The 17,106-nt window shown below is 68.9% G+C and carries 14 protein-coding genes and 1 tRNA gene; 1 reads left to right on the top strand and 14 read right to left on the bottom strand.

What is annotated here, in order from left to right; genetic code table 11:
- Positions 1 to 11 precede the first annotated feature (11 nt).
- From ccsB to BN1187_RS05010, 7 genes are all read right to left on the bottom strand, one after another.
- The gene (ccsB, locus tag BN1187_RS05040; RefSeq protein WP_040159274.1) at positions 12 to 917 is read right to left on the bottom strand and encodes a c-type cytochrome biogenesis protein CcsB; all 906 of its coding nucleotides are present in this window, start codon (positions 915 to 917) and stop codon (positions 12 to 14) included.
- Entirely contained in the window at positions 910 to 2,388 is a 1,479-nt protein-coding gene (locus BN1187_RS05035) for a cytochrome c biogenesis ResB family protein (protein ID WP_052462301.1), read from the bottom strand. The genes ccsB and BN1187_RS05035 overlap by 8 nt, the downstream gene beginning before the upstream one ends.
- A gap of 10 nt (positions 2,389 to 2,398) precedes the next feature.
- Positions 2,399 to 3,292 (bottom strand): tetratricopeptide repeat protein, encoded by an 894-nt coding sequence (locus tag BN1187_RS05030; RefSeq protein ID WP_052462300.1) that lies wholly within the window; start codon positions 3,290 to 3,292, stop codon positions 2,399 to 2,401.
- Between the two features lie 173 nt (positions 3,293 to 3,465).
- On the bottom strand, positions 3,466 to 5,016 hold the full coding sequence (locus BN1187_RS05025; RefSeq protein WP_072041957.1) for an ammonia-forming cytochrome c nitrite reductase subunit c552: 1,551 nt from the start codon (positions 5,014 to 5,016) through the stop codon (positions 3,466 to 3,468).
- 5 nt (positions 5,017 to 5,021) lie between these two features.
- Complete coding sequence (gene nrfH, locus BN1187_RS05020; RefSeq protein WP_072041956.1) at positions 5,022 to 5,534, bottom strand: cytochrome c nitrite reductase small subunit; 513 nt, start codon at positions 5,532 to 5,534, stop codon at positions 5,022 to 5,024.
- A gap of 188 nt (positions 5,535 to 5,722) precedes the next feature.
- Entirely contained in the window at positions 5,723 to 6,409 is a 687-nt protein-coding gene (locus BN1187_RS05015) for a response regulator (protein WP_040159272.1), read from the bottom strand.
- Positions 6,406 to 7,476: a sensor histidine kinase gene (locus BN1187_RS05010; protein ID WP_162182374.1), complete on the bottom strand. Its 1,071-nt coding sequence runs from the start codon at positions 7,474 to 7,476 to the stop codon at positions 6,406 to 6,408. Before BN1187_RS05010 ends, BN1187_RS05015 begins: the two co-directional genes overlap by 4 nt.
- A 197-nt stretch (positions 7,477 to 7,673) precedes the next feature.
- Between BN1187_RS05010 and BN1187_RS05005 the strand changes: the two genes are divergently transcribed.
- A complete protein-coding gene (locus tag BN1187_RS05005; protein ID WP_157754743.1) occupies positions 7,674 to 8,687 on the top strand; it encodes a sialidase family protein in 1,014 nt (337 codons plus the stop codon).
- Positions 8,688 to 9,026: 339 nt separating this feature from the next.
- On the opposite strand, the gene BN1187_RS05000 is transcribed toward BN1187_RS05005, so the two are convergent.
- The 7 genes from BN1187_RS05000 to recF all read right to left on the bottom strand — a co-directional run bounded on the left by BN1187_RS05000 (position 9,027) and on the right by recF (position 17,106).
- A complete protein-coding gene (locus BN1187_RS05000) occupies positions 9,027 to 9,614 on the bottom strand; it encodes a hypothetical protein (protein WP_040159267.1) in 588 nt (195 codons plus the stop codon).
- Positions 9,615 to 9,699: 85 nt separating this feature from the next.
- Positions 9,700 to 9,776 (bottom strand) — tRNA-Ile (locus tag BN1187_RS04995).
- A gap of 82 nt (positions 9,777 to 9,858) precedes the next feature.
- Positions 9,859 to 10,332 (bottom strand): DUF3566 domain-containing protein, encoded by a 474-nt coding sequence (locus tag BN1187_RS04990; RefSeq protein WP_147675075.1) that lies wholly within the window; start codon positions 10,330 to 10,332, stop codon positions 9,859 to 9,861.
- On the bottom strand, positions 10,325 to 13,027 hold the full coding sequence (gyrA, locus tag BN1187_RS04985; protein WP_082034503.1) for a DNA gyrase subunit A: 2,703 nt from the start codon (positions 13,025 to 13,027) through the stop codon (positions 10,325 to 10,327). The genes BN1187_RS04990 and gyrA overlap by 8 nt, the downstream gene beginning before the upstream one ends.
- A gap of 67 nt (positions 13,028 to 13,094) precedes the next feature.
- Positions 13,095 to 15,158, bottom strand: a complete 2,064-nt coding sequence (gyrB, locus tag BN1187_RS04980; RefSeq protein ID WP_040159264.1) for a DNA topoisomerase (ATP-hydrolyzing) subunit B — start codon at positions 15,156 to 15,158, stop codon at positions 13,095 to 13,097.
- A 237-nt stretch (positions 15,159 to 15,395) separates the two neighbouring features.
- Positions 15,396 to 15,959, bottom strand: coding sequence for a DciA family protein (locus BN1187_RS04975; protein WP_082034502.1), 564 nt, complete (start codon positions 15,957 to 15,959; stop codon positions 15,396 to 15,398).
- The gene (gene recF / locus BN1187_RS04970) at positions 15,943 to 17,106 is read right to left on the bottom strand and encodes a DNA replication/repair protein RecF (RefSeq protein WP_040159260.1); all 1,164 of its coding nucleotides are present in this window, start codon (positions 17,104 to 17,106) and stop codon (positions 15,943 to 15,945) included. Before recF ends, BN1187_RS04975 begins: the two co-directional genes overlap by 17 nt.

The raw sequence follows: 17,106 nt of genomic DNA, 5'->3' as shown, positions 1-17,106 counted from the left end.
TGCGGAGCCGGTCACCCGTAGGAGTGAAGCCCGCCGAAGAAGTGATTGCCGAGGAACGTGAAGACCACCGCGGCGAACCCGACGACGAGCAGCCAGGCCGCCCGCTTGCCGCGCCAGTCGGCGACCACGCGGGCGTGCAGGTAGGCGCCGTAGATCAGCCACGTCACCAACGCCGCGGTCTCCTTGGGGTCCCAGCTCCAGTACCGACCCCACGCCACGTCCGCCCACACGGCGCCGAGGCCGATCATCACCGTCAGCGTCGGGAAGCAGAACACGACGGCGCGATAGCCGATCTCGTCGAGCAGTTCCGCGCTGGGCAGTCCCTTCCAGCGCACGTACGGCCTGATCAGGTACAAGACGGCCGCCGCGAACGACACCGCCGCGGCGCCGTAGGCCAGCACCGCCGTGATGACGTGCAGGGTCAGCAGCAGGCTGTTCTGCAGCGCGGGCAGGAGCGGCTCGACGTCGTTGGGCTGCGCCCACGCGTAGATCAGTACCACCAGGGTCAGCGGCAGCACCACCAGCGCCATCGCACGCACGCGATAGCGCCATTGGAAGTACAGGAACGCCAGCGAGATGCCCCACGCGAACGACACCGCGAACTCGTGCTGGTTCGCGAACGGCGCGTGCCCCGTCACCATCACCCGCGACACGGCCGACGCGGTCAACAGCAGCGCGGCCACCGCGGCCAGCGCGTAGCCGACCCAGTCGAGCCCCTGCCGTCGCGCGGGGCCGGACGCCGCGCGACCGTCCGTTGCGCCGCCGGACGGCCCGGCGCCGACCCGTACCAACTCACGCTCTCGGATGAGGTTCGGCGCCGGCGCCGGCCGGGTCACCTGGGCCAGCAGGTAGACGATCGCCGCGAGCGCGACCATCAGCGTCGCCGCCATCAGCGTGTACCGCGAGAAATCAAGCATCGCGTCCGCTCCTTTCGTGCGTGCCTGGGGCCGCGTGGGCCTCGAAGAACGTGTGGAACCAGGTCTCGAAGGTGTAGTCGTACCGGTCGGGGGAGCCGGCCCGGACGAGGCTGCCGCCGTCGGCGTCCGGCGTCACCCGCAGCCAGACGCGGTGGTGGCGCAGGAACATCGTCAGGCAGGTGCCGAGCAGCAGCAGCGTCAGCCCGGCATAGACCCAGGGCGCGCCCGGGTCGCGGGAGACCATCAGGCCCGTGAACTGTCGCTCGCGGACGAACGTGTACGTCAGGTCGCCGATGCGCGCCGGCTGGCCCTGCGTGACGACCTGGGTCGCGATCGGGGTGGTGGAGTCCTGCCGGTAGATCTCCAGCCGCATCTGGCCGGCGCCGATGTTCTCGTCGACCTGGCCGGACGCGGCGCTCACCACGTAGGCCTCGAGGTCCTGTCCGGGGACGGCGAACTTGCCGTAGGAGTTCTTCTGGTCCTCGGTCTGCCACTGCAGCGGGACGCCCTCCCGGAAGACCTCCCGGCCGGACGCGTCCGCCACCGCGACCTCGGCGGCGACCCCGAAGTACGACTGGTTGAACGTCACCCCGTCGTAGTCGAGCGGCGAGTTGACCCGGACGTCCTGCTGGGCGACCTGCTGGCCGTCCTTGAACAGGGTCAGGCCGGCGACGTAGTCCTTGGGGCGTCCGTCCGGGTAGTAGGTGTCGGAGAACGCGTCGGCACGCACCGAGAGCCCGGTGCCGTGCCCGACGTCGCGGCTGGTACCGACGGTGACCGTGAACTCCTGATCCATGAAACCGGTCACCGAGCTGACGAACACGCCGAGCAGGATCGTGATGAACGCCAGGTGAGCCAGCGCGGTGCCGAACGGCGCGAACCGGTTGCGGTCGGCGTAGACGTTGAGCCCCGGCCCCCGTTTGTCGCGCGTGAGGCGGAACCGGCGCTGCCGCAGCCCCTGGCTCAGCTCGGCCAGCGCCTCGTCGGGCTCGGCGTCCAGGTGCACGGCGTCGGTCAGCCGGGCATGGGCGAAGAAGTTGTCGGTGACGTGCAGGTGCGGCTGGGTGGCCTGACGCCACAGCAGCGGGATGCGGTGGCAGGTGCAGGCGAGGATGCTCAGCGCCAGCAGGATCGTCGTCGCCTTGAACCACAGCGAGCTGAAGATGTTGAACACGCCGAGCGCCGCGAGCGGGTCGGTCCAGCCCCGGTAGCGCGGGCGCACCGAGTCGAGCCACTGGGCGAACTGCTGCGGGTCGTCCCGGACGCCGTCCGGCGCCTGCTGGAACAGCACTCCCAGCAGGGTGAAAAGGCACATCGCGAGGATCAGCGCGAGGCCGAACCGCTTGTTGTAGAAGAACGCGTACACGCGGCGGGCGAGCCGCCCGACCGTGTGCTGCCGGCCGCGCCCCGGCGTGGGCGGGCGGTCCGGGTCGGCGAGGACGGGGTCGACGGCGTCGATGGTGTGGCTCATGGCTCCGCCGTCACCGGCTCGGCGTCGCGGACGGTTTCGGAGACGCGGACGTGAGCCGCTTGAGGTGCTGCTCGACGGTCTTGGCCATCTCGGAGTTCGGGTCGATCTCCCGCACCCGCGTCCAGTGCGCGACGGCCTTGGCGTTGTCGGCCGGCTGCTTGGTCAGGTACAGAAAACCCAGGTTGAAGTGGCCGAGCTGGCTGTTCGGGTCCATCTGGACGGCCTTCAGCCACGTCTTCTCCGCCGAGGCCTGGTCGTCGGAGTTGAACTGCGCCACCCCGAGGGCCAGCAGCGCGTCCACATCCTTGGGGTCGCGGTCGAGGATCTTCTGCTGCCAGGACGCCGCCTCGGGGAAGTCGCCGTTGGTCGCGTACATCGTGCCGAGCTGACGCATGGACGCCACGTCGGCGGGGTTCGCCGCGACCTTGGACTTCAGCTCGGCCGCCTTCGCCTCGTCGAACGGCGGCGCGCTCGGGATCGCGGGGTGCCCGGACGGGGTCGTCACGGCGGTCGGGTTCGCCGTGGGCGTCCCGGCCGGCTGCTGCCCGTTGAAGTAGTAGACGCCGAAGATGATCGCCAGGACGGCGAGCGCGATCAGGAGGGGGTTGATGCGGCGCTTCGGGGTGGCCGGCTTGCGTCGACCCACCAACGGGACGTCGTCCTCGGCGTCGCGGACCACCGGCGGCGGGTCACCCGCGCCGTTGTCGGGATCGGAGAGCCGGACGACCGCGGCGTCCGCGGCACCCACCTGCCGGTCGGCCCATCCGCGAAGCTCGGCGGGGGCGTCCCGCAGATAGCCGGCGATGTGGTCGCGCCGGGCGACGGCGTCCTCGAGCGTGGCATCGGCCGGGAGGCCCAGGGCCCCTAGGTCGTCCGCCGAACCGCCACCGAAACGCTCGCTCATCCCGCTCCCCCACACCAGGCCGCCCCATGGTGGGCGACCGCACCACTGTCGCTCACCAGCACACCAGAGACCATCCGTCGCGGGGCACGTTTCGGGTAGAGAGCACAGCCCGGAAGATAGATACGCCAGGTCCGGGTTTATCTACCCGGACCTGGCGCGCGTCGCGACGACGATCAGCGGCTCGGCGTCGCCGACGGGGCGGCGGCCGTCGGGGTCGGCGACGGGTTGGCGTTCTCCTGCGGCGTCACCGGCGCGTTGGGCGAGGCCGAGGCGCTCGGCGTCCCGGGAGCCGGGGAGACCTTGACGTCGTCCTTGGCCTTGGCGGCGACGGCGGGATCGCGCAGCGCCAGCTGGCCCTTGCGGCAGGCGTCCGTGACGTCGTTCAGGATCCGGTTGGTGTACGCCGAGGCGTGGAAGCCGCGGGAGTTCTCGGAGACCACGTAGTCGAGGTAGAACTGCGCCTTGCGCTGGTAGAGCCGCGCGGCGTCCAGCTGAGCGGCCGGGGTGTTGTTCTTGTGCGCGGCGATGTCCTTGATGAGGGCGTCGAGGGCGTCGAACGACACGTTCTTGGTGTGCTCGTAGCGGTCGTGGATGGTCTGCACGCGCTGCTTCATCTCGGCCTCGGAGGCGCGGTGGCAGGTCAGGCAGCTGGCGTTGATGGTCTCGTCGTTGATCATCGGGCTGCGCACCTGGTGATCGCTGATCTTCGCGGCGCCCTCACGCTTGTACGGCATGTGGCAGTCCGCACAACCGACGCCGGCGCTGGCGTGGACGCCGTTGCTCCAGGTCTCGAAGTCGGGGTGCTGGGCCTTCACGACGTTGGCGCCGGTCAGGCGGTGCTGGAAGTCGGAGAAGCCGATGTCGTTGTAGTACTTGAACTCGTCGTCGATCGTCAGGCCGTTGTTCCAGGGGAACGTGAGCGTCTTGGCGTCGCCCTTGAAGTAGTACTCGACGTGGCACTGGGCACAGACGAACGTGCGCATCTCGGACGCCGTAGCGTCCCTGTTGACGTCGTAATCCTTGACACCCTGGCCCTCCTTGAGGGCCTTCATGCCGTTGATGAAAGCCGGACGCGTCACGCGCAGCTCCATCGTCTTGGGGTCATGGCAGTCGATGCAGCTGACGGGGTGATTCGCCTTCTTGGAGATCTCCTTGTACGGCGTCTTGTTCATCGTCGCCCACGCCTCGGCGGGATCGCCGCCGATGCTGTTCAGCACCTCCGGGAGGGAGGTGTGGCAGTTGAGGCAGGCGCCCGGCTGCTTGAACTGGGTGACGCGCTTGACGAGGCGCTGGTCCTCGAGCATGTAGGCGTGCCCGCGGGGCTCGTTGTACTCGACGGCGAACGCATAGCCCTGCCACATGGTGACCAGCCGCGGGTCGGCCTCGAGCTTGCTCTTGGCGACGACGGTGCGCGGGTCGCCGTCCGTGGCGGTGCGCGTCTTCTGGTCGTCGGGCTGCATCTGGGACGTCAGGCGCCAGCCCTGGTACTGCAGCGGGAAGTTCTCGCCCCACACGGCCGGGTCGAAGGACTTCTCGTCGAGGTTCGTGACCCGGAAGTACGGGTTCTCCGATTCCTGGCGGTGCTGGAAGACGTTGATCAGCAGCGCCGCGATGGCCGCCGTCACCACCGCGCCGATGATCAGACCCAGCGCGATCAGCCACGCGATGCGGTTGCGCCGGCGCTTCTTGGACAGCGGCTGCTCGGGAGTTGCTTTCGAACTCATCTCACTCACCTCTCATGCCCGACGTTGGCATGGCACTTCGTGCAGGAAATCTTCTGATCGGTGTGGGCGCGGGTGCCGCGGATGTCGTCGGTCAACGCACCGTGACACCTCAGGCAGGCCCGCTCCGTGATCGCCAGGTTGTGGTCACGGATCTTGATGTTCTCCGGGTACCAGCCGGTGGTGAACTTCAGCGAGTGCCAGAACCCGTTGTCAGCCTCGGAGAGGAGCCACGCGACCGGCTCCTCGTCGCGCACCGGCGAGTGGCAGTCCTGGCAGGTGGCGACGTGGTGGTGGCCGCCCTTGTTCCAGGAGTCGAAGTTCTCCTTCATCGAGTGGCACTGGACGCACGTGTCGGGGTCCTCGCCGAAGTAGGCGGCTCCGCCGGCATAGCCGAACGTGAAGATGCCCAACCCCACGAGGACGCCGAAGAGCACGGCGACGGTGACCGGGAAGGCAGTCCCCGCCCAGAAGCCGGCCGGCTTCCGCGGCGGAGCCGACGTGCGCTCCTCGCTCATCATCCCTCGCTCCCCTGGTGCTTGCCGCCTCCTGCGGATCAACCGTGATCAGACAGAGGGCGGAATCTGACACCACACTTTCTCGCTCCCGCCAGCGCGGGGGCATCCGTCAAGAGGTAGAAAAGAGGTACAGATCCCCTGGTCACACCGGGGGATCGACCGTGACGCGAGCCGTTCTTCGAGGACAGGTCTCAGCTCGGCAGGACGGCCAGTCCCTCGCGGACGATGTAGGCCGCGGCCTGGATGCGGTTGTCCATGTGCAGCTTGTGCAGCGCGTTGTGGACGTGGTTCTTCACGGTGCCCTCGGTGATCGACAGCGAGCGCCCGATCTCCCGGTTGCTCAGCCCGCGGGCGACCAGCTGCAGGATCTCGAGTTCGCGCCGGCTCAGCGACTGGCGGCGCTCGGCCTCGGTGGGCTCCCCCACGCCCGCCGCAGGGTTGGTCGTCGACCGGAGCTCGGCCAGCAGCCGGGTCACCAGCACCGGCGACACCGGCGTCTGGCCGGTCATCACCGAACGGAGCAGGTCGAACAGCTCCTCGGGACGCAGGTCCTTGAGCAGGTAGCCATGCACCCCGAGCCGGATCGCGTTCAGCAGCCGGTCGTCATCCACGCAGACGGTGAGCATCACCACCTTCACCGCGGGCAACGTTTCGCGGATGACCCGGGCGGCCTCGACGCCGTCCATGATCGGCATCTCGACGTCGAGGACCACGATGTCCGGCTGCAGGGCCCGCGCCCGCTCGACGGCCGCCAGCCCGTTGCCGGCTTCCCCCACCACCTCGAAGTCGGGTTGCGCGTTCAGCAGCGAGCCGATCGCGTTGCGGAACAGCGCCTGGTCGTCGGCCAGCAGCACCCGCACCGGGGCGTCCGCGCTCATGCGACCCCCTCTTCCGCCGACTCCCAGCCGTGCGGCAGCGTCAGGACGACGCGGGTGCCGCGTCCCAGCGCGGAGTCGATGGTGAGGCGTCCGCTCACCTGCTCGGAGCGCTCGCGCATCGTCAGCAGGCCGAAGCTCTGCCGGTCGGCAGGCAAGGCGTCCGGGTCGAAGCCGGCGCCGTCGTCCTCGACGGTGAACGTCGTCGCGTCCTCACCCACGCGCACACGGACGCGCACCCGGCCGGCGTCCGCGTGCTTGCGGACGTTCGTCAACGCCTCCTGGACGATGCGGATCACCTGCACCTCCCGCCGAGGGCTCAGCCGCGGTGACCCGAGTCCCTCCACCGTCAGCTCAGCACGGACGCCGCTGGTGCGGCCGAACGCGCGGACGTAGGCGTCCAGCGACTCCAGCAACGTGCGGTCGGGGTGCCCCGACTCGCGCAGCGCGAGGATGCCCTCACGAACGTCCTGGTAGCCGGCGTGGCACAGCGCCGCCAGGTCGTCGAGCTCGGCCCGCACCGCATCGGCGTCGGCCGCGTCGACCGTCGCGGAGAGGGCGCGCAGCCGCAGGTGCGTGACGCCGAGCACCTGCGCCAGCCCGTCGTGCATCTCGCGGGCGATGCGCTCACGCTCGGTCTCGACGGCGCGGCGCTGCTCGGTCGCGGCGGTGTGCGCGTGCGCGAGGGCGAGCGCTGCCAGGTCGGCCAAGGTGCGCAGGGCGTCCTCGTCGGCCGGGGTGAACGGACGGTCGTCGCGGCGGGCCACCCACAACTCCCCCAGATCGCCGCCGGCGTCGCCCAGCCTCGCCGAGGCCATGACGGCGTAGGGGCTGGAGGTGTGGTTCGGGCAGATCTCGCGACGCGGAGCCCCCTCGCTGCCGAAGGCACAGATACAGACCAGCCCGCTGACGGTGCAGACGTCCCGCAGGGACCGGGAGATAGAGGCCAGCGACGGGTCCAGGCGCAGGCCGGCGGCGTCCGCAGACAGCAATGAGCGCGCGTGATCGGTGAGCGACTCCAGCGTCGCGACGATGGGCTGGCTTCGGGAGATGCGTCGAAGCAGGCGCAAGGTCGACTCGGCCGACCCACCCGAGCTCGACGCCTCGCCCGACATTGGACGCCCCCCTCACGATCCGTTGGCTGCACGCGTGAGTCTAGAGGGATATATACCGGCGCGGGCGGAAGTATGTGACCCTGCCCGTGCGCTCAGCCGAAGCCGTCGCCACTGCACGGTTGCGGCACCGGATGCGCGGCTATCGTGTCGGCATGGTTGTCGAGACCAGCGTCATCCTGACCGGCCCGGGAAAGCTGGCGCCCCGCTTCCCGGACGTCGTCCGCGGCGTCGACGGCGTCCTGTTGGCGGTGTATCACCTCGCCGCCGGCCACGTGAAGGCCAACGGACGCGTCATGCTGATCCGTTCGGGCGACGGCGGCCGTAATTGGAGCGAACCGGTCGATGCGCTGCCTGGCGTCTTCGCCGACCTCGACCTGCGCGACCCCAAGCTCTGCGCGCTCGCGGACGGCTGCGCGCTGCTGACGTTCTTCGCGGTGCGCTGGACACTGCTGGGCAAGCTCGAGGCCCGGGGTGTGTGGGTCGCCCGGCTCGCGGCCGACGGCACCGTGGCGGACGGCCCCGTACAGGTCACCGACGTCTTCCAGCACGGGCCCGCCGTCGAGCTCCCCGACCGGACGCTGCTGCAGCCGGTCTACACGCGCCGGCCGTCCTCGGCGCTGGTGTGTCGCAGCGAGGACGGCGGCCGGACCTGGCGCAGCAGCCCCGCGTTGCCCGCGGCCGACGGCCTCGACTTCGTCGAGCCGAACCTGACCCTGCTGCCCGGCGGCCAACTCGTCCTGCTCGCCCGCACCGAGAACGAGGGGGTGCCGCAGCCGTCCCGGTTGACCCGATCGGACGACGGCGGCCTGACCTGGACGCCCCCGGAAACCCTCGGCGTCGCGACGTCCTCGCATCATCAACTGCTCACCAGCGACGGCCGGGTGCTGCTGACGTACGGCCGTTTCGTCCACGAGGGACGCGCGCACTTCTCGACCCCGGGCGCGCACCGGCCGACGCTCGGCGTCCTCATCGCCGACCCGGCCGGCCCCTGGGACGGCTACCCCGAGGTGCCCATCTACGACGCGGGGGTCTGCGTCGACCAGGCCAACCCGAGCAGCGTCGAGATCGAGCCCGGACGCTTCCTGACGCTCGGCTTCGACGTCGCCGGACGGACGCTGGTGGGCGTCCGCACCGACGCGTCGGAGTACGTGGCATCCGGCACCTAGGCCCGCTGCGTCCCGCGGCAAGAAGTTCCGACCGGCGCCCTGATCGACTCGCCCCTCCCCGGCAGGAACACGTCGATGTCATTACCTGATTCACCGTCTCCAGGTATTGGTTTCCAACTGTGGAGCAGAAGCTCGCCGGGACGAGTGCGAAGCGCATGACTGACCGGAAGGGCCACCATGTGCGGACCTTTGGGGGGTGACGGGCGAGCCGCTCGCGGCCGTGGTGCCCATCTGGACACCAGCACGCTAGCGCGCATGCTGGGCGCCAGCAGCACTACCCCCGGATCTCGGTACCGGCACGCTGACTCAGCGGGACGACGACGGGCCAAGGCTGAGAGGCTAGGCCCAAACCTTGTCGGCAAGGAAGTCACGGGCCCGATCCACGACAGACTGCAGCCGCTCCAAGTAGTAGTCCAACAACTCACCGACGTCTCGCTTGTACGGGGCATCGGCGATCAGGTAGTGGGTGCTAACCACGTGGCTGGGCAACGTGAAATAGACGGTCTGCTCAGTTCCATCCGGGAGGCGGATGACCCAGCCGCTTCGGCCGAGCGAGTCACCTATGAACATCGAGACCGCTCCTGGGGGTGGCTGCAACCGAGACGTGTCCAAGTGATTGATGCACACACTCGACGAGGTTTGGCCCGGGGATCCCTCCTTTTCGATGCGGTTCCGGACCTCGACGAACCACTTGCATGTGGGGTCGGCGCCTAGCTCAGCCCGAATGGCGTCATACCACTGGTCAAACCCCTCGACGTCATTCCTCATGGTCTGCAGGACGAAGGTGACAGACCGGGCTGAAGTCACGGCTTGATAGAGACCACTGATTCGGCGCTCTCCACCCGCGATGTAGTCGCCCTGCCCGGTGCGCGCGATGTCAAGCATTTGCTGTGCACTCGTTAGCTTCTGCTGAATGCGCGCGTCCATGCGACAAGTGTCTCGTGAGCGTCACGCTATCTTCCCGCTCTCCGGACAGCAGAAAAGCATTCCCCCTGTCATAGGGTGAATGCTTTGGTGGGCCTAACTGGACTTGAACCAGTGACCTCCGCCTTATCAGGGCGGCGCTCTAACCGTCTGAGCTATAGGCCCGCATCAGTGCTGTGCACCGAAGGTTCACGATACTCGATCCGCCCGCGCGGTCTCAAATCGAGGACGCCTCCGGTGCCGACAGTCAGTCCTCGGCCAGCGTCAGCTCCAGGCCGCCGAGGATGTTCGCCGCCAGGTTGTACAGGAACGCGAAGATCGTGCCGAGCGCGGTGGTGATCACCACGTTGATCACGGCGATGAGCGCGGTGACACCCATGACCTTGTTCGTGTTGATGAAGTCCTCGATGCGCACCGGCGTCTGATCGCTCGGGCTGGAAAGGATGTTCGTCAGCGCCTGGTTCAGCGCCTCCATCATCCCGGACGCGTTGACCACCGACCACACGACGTAGACACAGATCCACGAGATGATGCCGAAGGCGATCGCGAACATGAAGCAGGTCTTCATCACCGACCACGGGTCGACGCGGGACACACGCAGCCGCGCGCGGCGCGTCCGGCGGGAGCCTTGCTGGTGCTTGACCAGCTCCTCCCCCTCCCCGGTGAAGGTCATGCCGTGGTCGTGGGTCAGGGTGACCTCTCGAGGTGCCACGTTACTCACCGCTGTCCTCCTCTTCCGGGGCGGAATCCGTCACGTCACCGTCCCCGTCTGCCGCCTCGGCCGGTCCCGGCTCCTCATCTTGAGTCGCCTCGGGGTACAGCGCAATCACCGCCACGGTATCGTCCCCGGAAAGCCCGACGAAACGGACGCCCATGGTGTCCCGGCCCTTGGTGGGCACTTCGTCGACGGACGACCGGATGATCTGACCACTGTGCTTGATGGCGATGATCTCGTCGCCCTCCTGCACGACGAGGCCGCCCACGAGGGAGCCGCGGTCCTCGTTGAGCTTCATGGCCTTGATGCCGAGCCCGCCGCGTCCCTGCCGCCGGTACTCCGAGACGGGGCTGCGCTTGGCGTAGCCCTCTTCGGTAACGGTGAAGACGAAGCGGTCGTCCTCGGGGGTGTCGGAGCGGATGATCGCCATGCTGAGCAGCTCGTCGCCGTCCCGGAACTTCATGCCGGTGACGCCGGACGTCGCCCGTCCCATGGGGCGCAGCTGCTCGTCGTCGGCCGGGAACCGGATCGCCTGGCCCTTCCGCGAGATCAGCAGGACGTCGTCGCCGGAACCGACGATGTCGGCGCCGATGAGTTCGTCGCCCTCGTCGCGGAAGTTGATGGCGATGAGGCCCGCCTGACGCGGCGAGTCGTAGGCGCGTAGCTCGGTCTTCTTCACCAGGCCGCGCTTGGTCGCGAGCAGCAGGTACTCGGCCTCGTCGTAGTCGGAGATCGCCAGCACCTGCGCGATCCGCTCGTCGGGCAGGAACGACAGGAGGCCGGCGACGTGGCCGCCCTTGGCGTCCCGGTTGCCCTCGGGCAGCTGCCACACCTTCGCGCGGTAGACCCGCCCGAGGTTCGTGAAGAACAGCAACCAGCGGTGCGAGGTGGTGGCGAACAGGAACTCGACCTCGTCGTCGGCGCGCAGGCTGGCGCCGCGAACCCCCTTGCCGCCGCGCTTCTGCACCCTGTAGAGGTCGGCGCGGGTGCGCTTGGCGTAGCCGCCGCGGGTGATGGTGACGACCATCTCGTCGTCGGGGATGAGGTCTTCGTCGGACAGGTCCCCGTCGGCCGCGACGATCGTGGTGCGGCGCTCGTCACCGTACTTGTCGGTGATCTCCTGCAGCTCGGTCGACACGATCTGCCGCTGCCGCTCGGGCTTGGCGAGAATGTCGTGCAGGTCCTCGATCGTCCGCTCGAGCTCGGCCAGGCGGTCGATGATCTTCTGCCGCTCCAAGGCGGCGAGTCGACGCAGCTGCATGTCGAGGATCGCCCGCGCCTGGTCGGTGTCGATGTCGAGCAGCTCCTGCAGTCCGGTGTTGGCCGCCTCCTGGTCGGGGCTGCGCCGGATCAGCGCGATGACCTCATCGAGCATGTCGAGCGCCTTGACCAGGCCGCGGAACACGTGCGCCTGCTTCTCGGCCTCGTCCAGCCGGTACTGCGTCCGGCGGCGGATGACCTGGATCTGGTGCCGGATCCAGTAGACGATGAACTGGTCCAGGCGCAGCGTCCGCGGCACGTCGTCGACGAGCGCGAGCATGTTGCAGCCGAAGTTGTCCTGCAGCTGCGTGTGCTTGTACAGCTGGTTGAGGACGACGCGGGGCTGCGCGTCGTGACGCAGAACGATGACGAGCCGCTGGCCGACGCGGGCGGACGTCTCGTCGCGGATGTCGGAGATGCCCGCGATGCGTCCGCTGTTCACGAGGTCGGCGATCTTGGCCGCCAGGTTGTCCGGGTTGCACATGTAGGGCAGCTCGGTGACCACCAGCGAATGGCGCCCGCGGGCGTCCTCCTCGATGTTGACGACCGCGCGCATGGTGACCGAGCCGCGGCCGGTGCGGTAGGCGTCCTCGATGCCCTGACGGCCGACGATGAGCGCGCCCTGGGGGAAGTCGGGGCCCTTCACGCGCTCGATGCAGCCCTCGAGGATCTCCTCGGGGGTGCGCTCGGTGCTCTCCAGCACCCACTGCACGGCGTCGTTGATCTCGCGCAGGTTGTGGGTGGGGATGTTCGTCGCCATGCCGACGGCGATGCCGGTGGAGCCGTTGACCAGGAGGTTCGGGAACCGCGCCGGCAGCACGGTCGGCTCCATCTCGCGGTTGTCGTAGTTCGGCTGGAAGTCGACGGTGTTCTCGTTGATGTCGCGGACCATCTCCATGGCCAGCGGCGCCATCTTGCACTCGGTGTACCGCATGGCCGCGGCGCCGTCGTTGCCCGGAGAGCCGAAGTTTCCCTGGCCCTGCACCAGCGGCGCGCGCATCACCCACGGCTGCGCCAGGCGCACCAACGTGTCATAGATCGCGGTGTCGCCGTGCGGGTGATAGAGACCCATCACCTCGCCGACGACGCGGGAGCACTTGTTCCAGCCGCGGTCGGGGCGATAGCCGCCGTCGTACATCGCGTACAGGACGCGGCGATGCACGGGCTTGAGGCCGTCGCGGACGTCGGGCAGCGCGCGGCCGACGATCACGCTCATGGCGTAGTCGAGGTAGCTCTTCTGGATCTCCTCGTTGAGGTCGACCTCGGTCACGCTGCCCTCGCGCGGCGCCAGCGCGGACGTGTCGGCCACGACGGCGACGGCGGCCCCCTCGGTCGGGTCCGTTTCGAAGCTCTCGCCGTCGAGCTGGTCGTGGACCTCCTGGGGGAGATCAGGGGACTCAGGGGTCTCCGGCGTGGGGGGCTCGTTCGGCGTGTCACTCATCAGTTCGTCTGTCCTTGTCTGCCCGGACGCGCTGCTGTCCAGGACTGGTCAGGTGGTTCGTCGAGGGTCAGATGTCGAGGAAGCGGACGTCCTTGGCGTTGCGCTGGATGAACGAGCGCCGCTCGGTCACGTCCTCGCCCATCAGGATGGAGAACATCTGGTCGGCGGCCGCGGCGTCCTCGAGGTTGACCTGCAGCAGGCTGCGCTTGGCCGGATCCATCGTGGTCTCCCACAGGTCGGAGGCATCCATCTCGCCGAGGCCCTTGTAGCGCTGGATCGGGTTGACGTTCGGCAGCTTCTTGCCGGCGGCCAGGCCCGCGTCGCGCAGGGCGTCGCGCTGCTCGTCGGTGTAGGCCAGCTCGTGCGGCGCGTTCGTCCAGCGCAACCGGAACAGCGGCGGCTGGGCGAGGTAGACGTAGCCGCCGTCGATCAGCGGCTTCATGAACCGGAACAGCAGGGTCAGCAGCAGCGTGCGGATGTGCGCGCCGTCGACGTCGGCGTCCGCCATCAAGATGAGCTTGTGGTACCGCAGGCGATCGGCGTCGAAGTCCTCTTGGACGCCGGAGCCCAGCGCGTTGAAGATCGCGTCGACCTCGCGGTTCTGCAGGATGCGGTCGAGGCGGGCCTTCTCGACGTTCAGGATCTTGCCGCGGATCGGCAAGATCGCCTGGGTGCGCGGGTCGCGTCCGCCCTTGGCGGAACCGCCGGCGGAGTCACCCTCGACGATGAACACCTCGCACTCCTCGGGGTTGCGCGAGCTGCAGTCGGCGAGCTTGCCCGGCAGGCCGCTGCGGCCCAGCAGGCCCTTGCGGTTGCGCGCCAGGTCGCGCGCCTTGCGGGCGGCCACCCGGGCGGTCGCGGCGGCCTGCGCCTTGCGGACGATCTCCTTGCCCTCGGCGGGATTCTTCTCGAACCAGTCGCCCAGCAGGTCGTTGACGACGCGCTGCACGAAGCCCTTCGCCTCGGTGTTGCCCAGCTTGGTCTTCGTCTGGCCCTCGAACTGCGGCTCGCCGAGCTTCACCGAGATGATCGCGGTGAGTCCCTCGCGGATGTCGTCACCGGACGGCCGATCCTCGGGCTTCTTGATCATGCCCCACTGGGTGCCCCACCGGTTGACCGTGTTGGTCAGCGCGGAGCGGAACCCCTCTTCGTGGGTGCCGCCCTCGTGCGTGTTGATGGTGTTCGCGAAGGTGTGCACGGACTCGCTGAACGACGAGTTCCACTGCATCGCCACCTCGAGCGCGAGGTGCTGCGACTCGTTGATCGCGTCGATCGCGATCACCGAGGGATGGATGACCTCTTTGGTGCCGGTGAGGAACTTCACGTAGTCGACCAGGCCGTCGGCGAACAGGAACGTCACCTCGCGGGGCTGCACCTCGGCGTCGAGGTTCTCCCCCACCTTCAGGTCGAGGTCGTCGCCCTGGTCGGCGCTCTCGTCGGCCTGCTGCGGGCGCTCGTCGATCAGGGTGATCGTGAGGCCCTTGTTGAGGAAGCACATCTCCCGCAGCCGGTTGGCGAGGGTGTCCCAGCTGTAGTGGGTGGTCTCGAAGATGTCCGGCGAGGCGTAGAACGTGATCGTGGTGCCGGTCGCGTCGGTCTCCTCGAGGCGCTCGAGCGGGGCGTCCGGGGTGCCGAGAGTGAACGTCTGACGCCAGTGGTACCCGTCGCGGTAAACGTCCGCGGTCAGGTGGTCGGACAGCGCGTTGACCACCGAGACACCGACGCCGTGCAGGCCACCGGAGACCTTGTAGCCGCCGGTGCCGAACTTGCCGCCGGCGTGCAGGACGGTCAGCGCGACCGTCAACGCGGACGTCTTCTCGGTCGGGTGCTCGGCGACCGGGATGCCGCGGCCGTTGTCGATGACCTGGATGCCGTCGTCGGGGAGCAGCTTGACGATGATGGTGTCGCAGTAGCCGGCCATGGCCTCGTCGACGGAGTTGTCAACGACCTCCTGCACCAGGTGGTGCAGGCCCCGCTCACCGGTGGACCCGATGTACATGCCGGGACGTTTGCGAACGGCTTCGAGGCCCTCCAGCACCGTGATCGAACCTGCGTCGTACTGCCCGGCCTCGACGGTCGTGGTGCCGTGCCCTCGCTCGTCCCCGAACTCTGCTGCTTCGACTTCGCTCACGCGAACCTCTCTTTGCGCAATGAGTGCCGCCCGCCCGTTCGTCGGGCGGCGGCACCTCAGACTACGCAAGTCTAGCCGAAACTGTCTCAAAACCCACGGCGGCAACGCGCCCAAATGGCGCTCCCACGCCGGGAAACGCGGTTTCGCGGCTCTCGGAGGGCCCGTCCTGTGTCCCACCATGACCCCCGGGGCTCTCAGCGCCTCTCAGCGCCGCCTGGCCGCTGCGGGTCGAGCCGATCAGCCGTAGGTGTCGCGCGGGCCCCGCCCGTCGCTGACGCTGCGGCGCCCGTGCTTCCAGCTCGGCGCGTCCGGGCCCTTGATGACGATCTTGTTGATCGTGCCGTCGCCGAGCGAGGCGTTGAGCTTGGCCAGCAGCTGCGGCGTCATGAGCCGCAGCTGGGAGGCCCACGCGCTCGAGTCCGTGCGGATCGTCACGACGCCCGCGGTGAAGCTCTCCGGGCGGGAGTGCTCTGCGTTGGACGCCCCGACGAGCGAAGCCCAGCGCCCCAGCAGCAGGTGGACATTCACCTCGGTCTGCCAGCCCCGCTCGGCGACGAACCCTTCCAACGCCTCGCCGAGCGCCATCGGGTCCTGCTTGCTCCGCCGGGTGGACGCCCGCCGGGGCGCCGCCCTGCGCCGCTGCTCGCGCGGCTTGGGCAACGGTGCGGTGTGGCTGACGGCCTCGGCGATGCTGCGCGCCAGGTCGAGTCCTGTGGGGTCGAAGTCGGACTTTTCCACAGCGTCCACAGACTCTGGAGATCCTGTGGAAAACTCCTCGGGTTCGTCAGGCGTCCGCGTCATCGAGCCTCACCTCTCCCCCCTCCACGATGAACCGGCGGCCGTGGAGTTCCTCGGGGACATCGCCGGCCACCGCCGCCGTGATCAGCACCTGCTCCGCGCCGGCGATGCGTGCCGCGAGCCGATCGCGGCGCACCTCGTCCAGCTCAGCGAACACGTCGTCCAAGATCAAGACCGGCTCGACGCCGTCCGCGCGCAGGACGCCCTCGCTGCCCAGGCGCAGCGCCAGCGCGAACGACCAACTCTCGCCGTGCGAGGCGTACCCCTTCGCCGGGAGCGGACCGAGGGTCAGCACCAGGTCATCGCGGTGCGGCCCCACGAGGCTCACCCCTCGCTGGATCTCGGCGCGGCGACGCTCCCCCATCCGGACGCGGAGCCGTTCGCGCAGCTCCGCGGGGCCGAGCTCGGCGGCGGCGACCACGTCCACCGCGTCGCCGAGGATGCTCGAGCGGTAGCTCAGCCGGGCGTCGTTGTTGGACGGCGCGATGGCCGCGTAGGCCTCGCTGACGCCATCGGTCATGTCGGCGAGCGTGGTGAGCCGGGTCGCCATCACCTCGGCGCCGAGGCCGGCCAGGCTCTCGTCCCACACGTCCAGCGTCGATTCGGCCTCGGACGCGACCGGCCCGCGTCGTCCCGACAAGGACTTCAGCAGCATCGAGCGCTGCCGCAGCACCCGGTCGTAGTCGGCCCGGACGCCGGCCATCCGTGGCCAGCGCTGAGTGACCAGGTCGTCGATGAAGCGGCGCCGATCGGACGGGTCCCCCTTGACAAGCGCCAGGTCCTCCGGGGAGAAGAGCACCACCCGCAGGGCGCCGAGCAGGTCACGCGGCCGCTTCAACGGCCCCCGGTTCAGGGACGCCTTGTTGGCCTTGCCCTGATTGATCTCGATCTCGAGCAAGAGCTGGCGCGGGTCGTCGACCGCGGCTTGGACGCGGCCGCGCACGATCGCGCGCTCGCTCCCGAACCGAATCAACGGGGCGTCCGCCGCCACCCGGTGCGAGCCGAGGGTGGCCAGGTACTCCACCGCCTCGACCAGGTTCGTCTTGCCCTGGCCGTTACGTCCGGTGAAGACCGTGACGCCCGGCTCGAGCGCCGCCTCGACGTGGGGATAGGAGCGGAAGTCGGCCAGGCTCAGGTGCGTGACGAACAA

It is taken from the genome of Nigerium massiliense (assembly GCF_000826085.1).
In the GTDB taxonomy this organism is placed as follows: domain Bacteria; phylum Actinomycetota; class Actinomycetes; order Propionibacteriales; family Propionibacteriaceae; genus Propioniciclava; species Propioniciclava massiliense.
The sequence above is the reverse complement of the archived record's forward strand: the minus strand, read 5'-3'. Positions and strand labels throughout refer to the sequence as shown.

Bases quoted from the DNA above. Each gene is read 5' to 3' on its own strand.
- ccsB (WP_040159274.1), bottom strand. From the start codon at position 917: ATGCTTGATTTCTCGCGGTACACGCTGATGGCGGCGACGCTGATGGTC.
- BN1187_RS05035 (WP_052462301.1), bottom strand. From the start codon at position 2,388: ATGAGCCACACCATCGACGCCGTCGACCCCGTCCTCGCCGACCCGGAC.
- BN1187_RS05030 (WP_052462300.1), bottom strand. From the start codon at position 3,292: ATGAGCGAGCGTTTCGGTGGCGGTTCGGCGGACGACCTAGGGGCCCTG.
- BN1187_RS05025 (WP_072041957.1), bottom strand. From the start codon at position 5,016: ATGAGTTCGAAAGCAACTCCCGAGCAGCCGCTGTCCAAGAAGCGCCGG.
- nrfH (WP_072041956.1), bottom strand. From the start codon at position 5,534: ATGATGAGCGAGGAGCGCACGTCGGCTCCGCCGCGGAAGCCGGCCGGC.
- BN1187_RS05015 (WP_040159272.1), bottom strand. From the start codon at position 6,409: ATGAGCGCGGACGCCCCGGTGCGGGTGCTGCTGGCCGACGACCAGGCG.
- BN1187_RS05005 (WP_157754743.1), top strand. From the start codon at position 7,674: ATGGTTGTCGAGACCAGCGTCATCCTGACCGGCCCGGGAAAGCTGGCG.
- BN1187_RS05000 (WP_040159267.1), bottom strand. From the start codon at position 9,614: ATGGACGCGCGCATTCAGCAGAAGCTAACGAGTGCACAGCAAATGCTT.
- gyrA (WP_082034503.1), bottom strand. From the start codon at position 13,027: ATGAGTGACACGCCGAACGAGCCCCCCACGCCGGAGACCCCTGAGTCC.
- BN1187_RS04975 (WP_082034502.1), bottom strand. From the start codon at position 15,959: ATGACGCGGACGCCTGACGAACCCGAGGAGTTTTCCACAGGATCTCCA.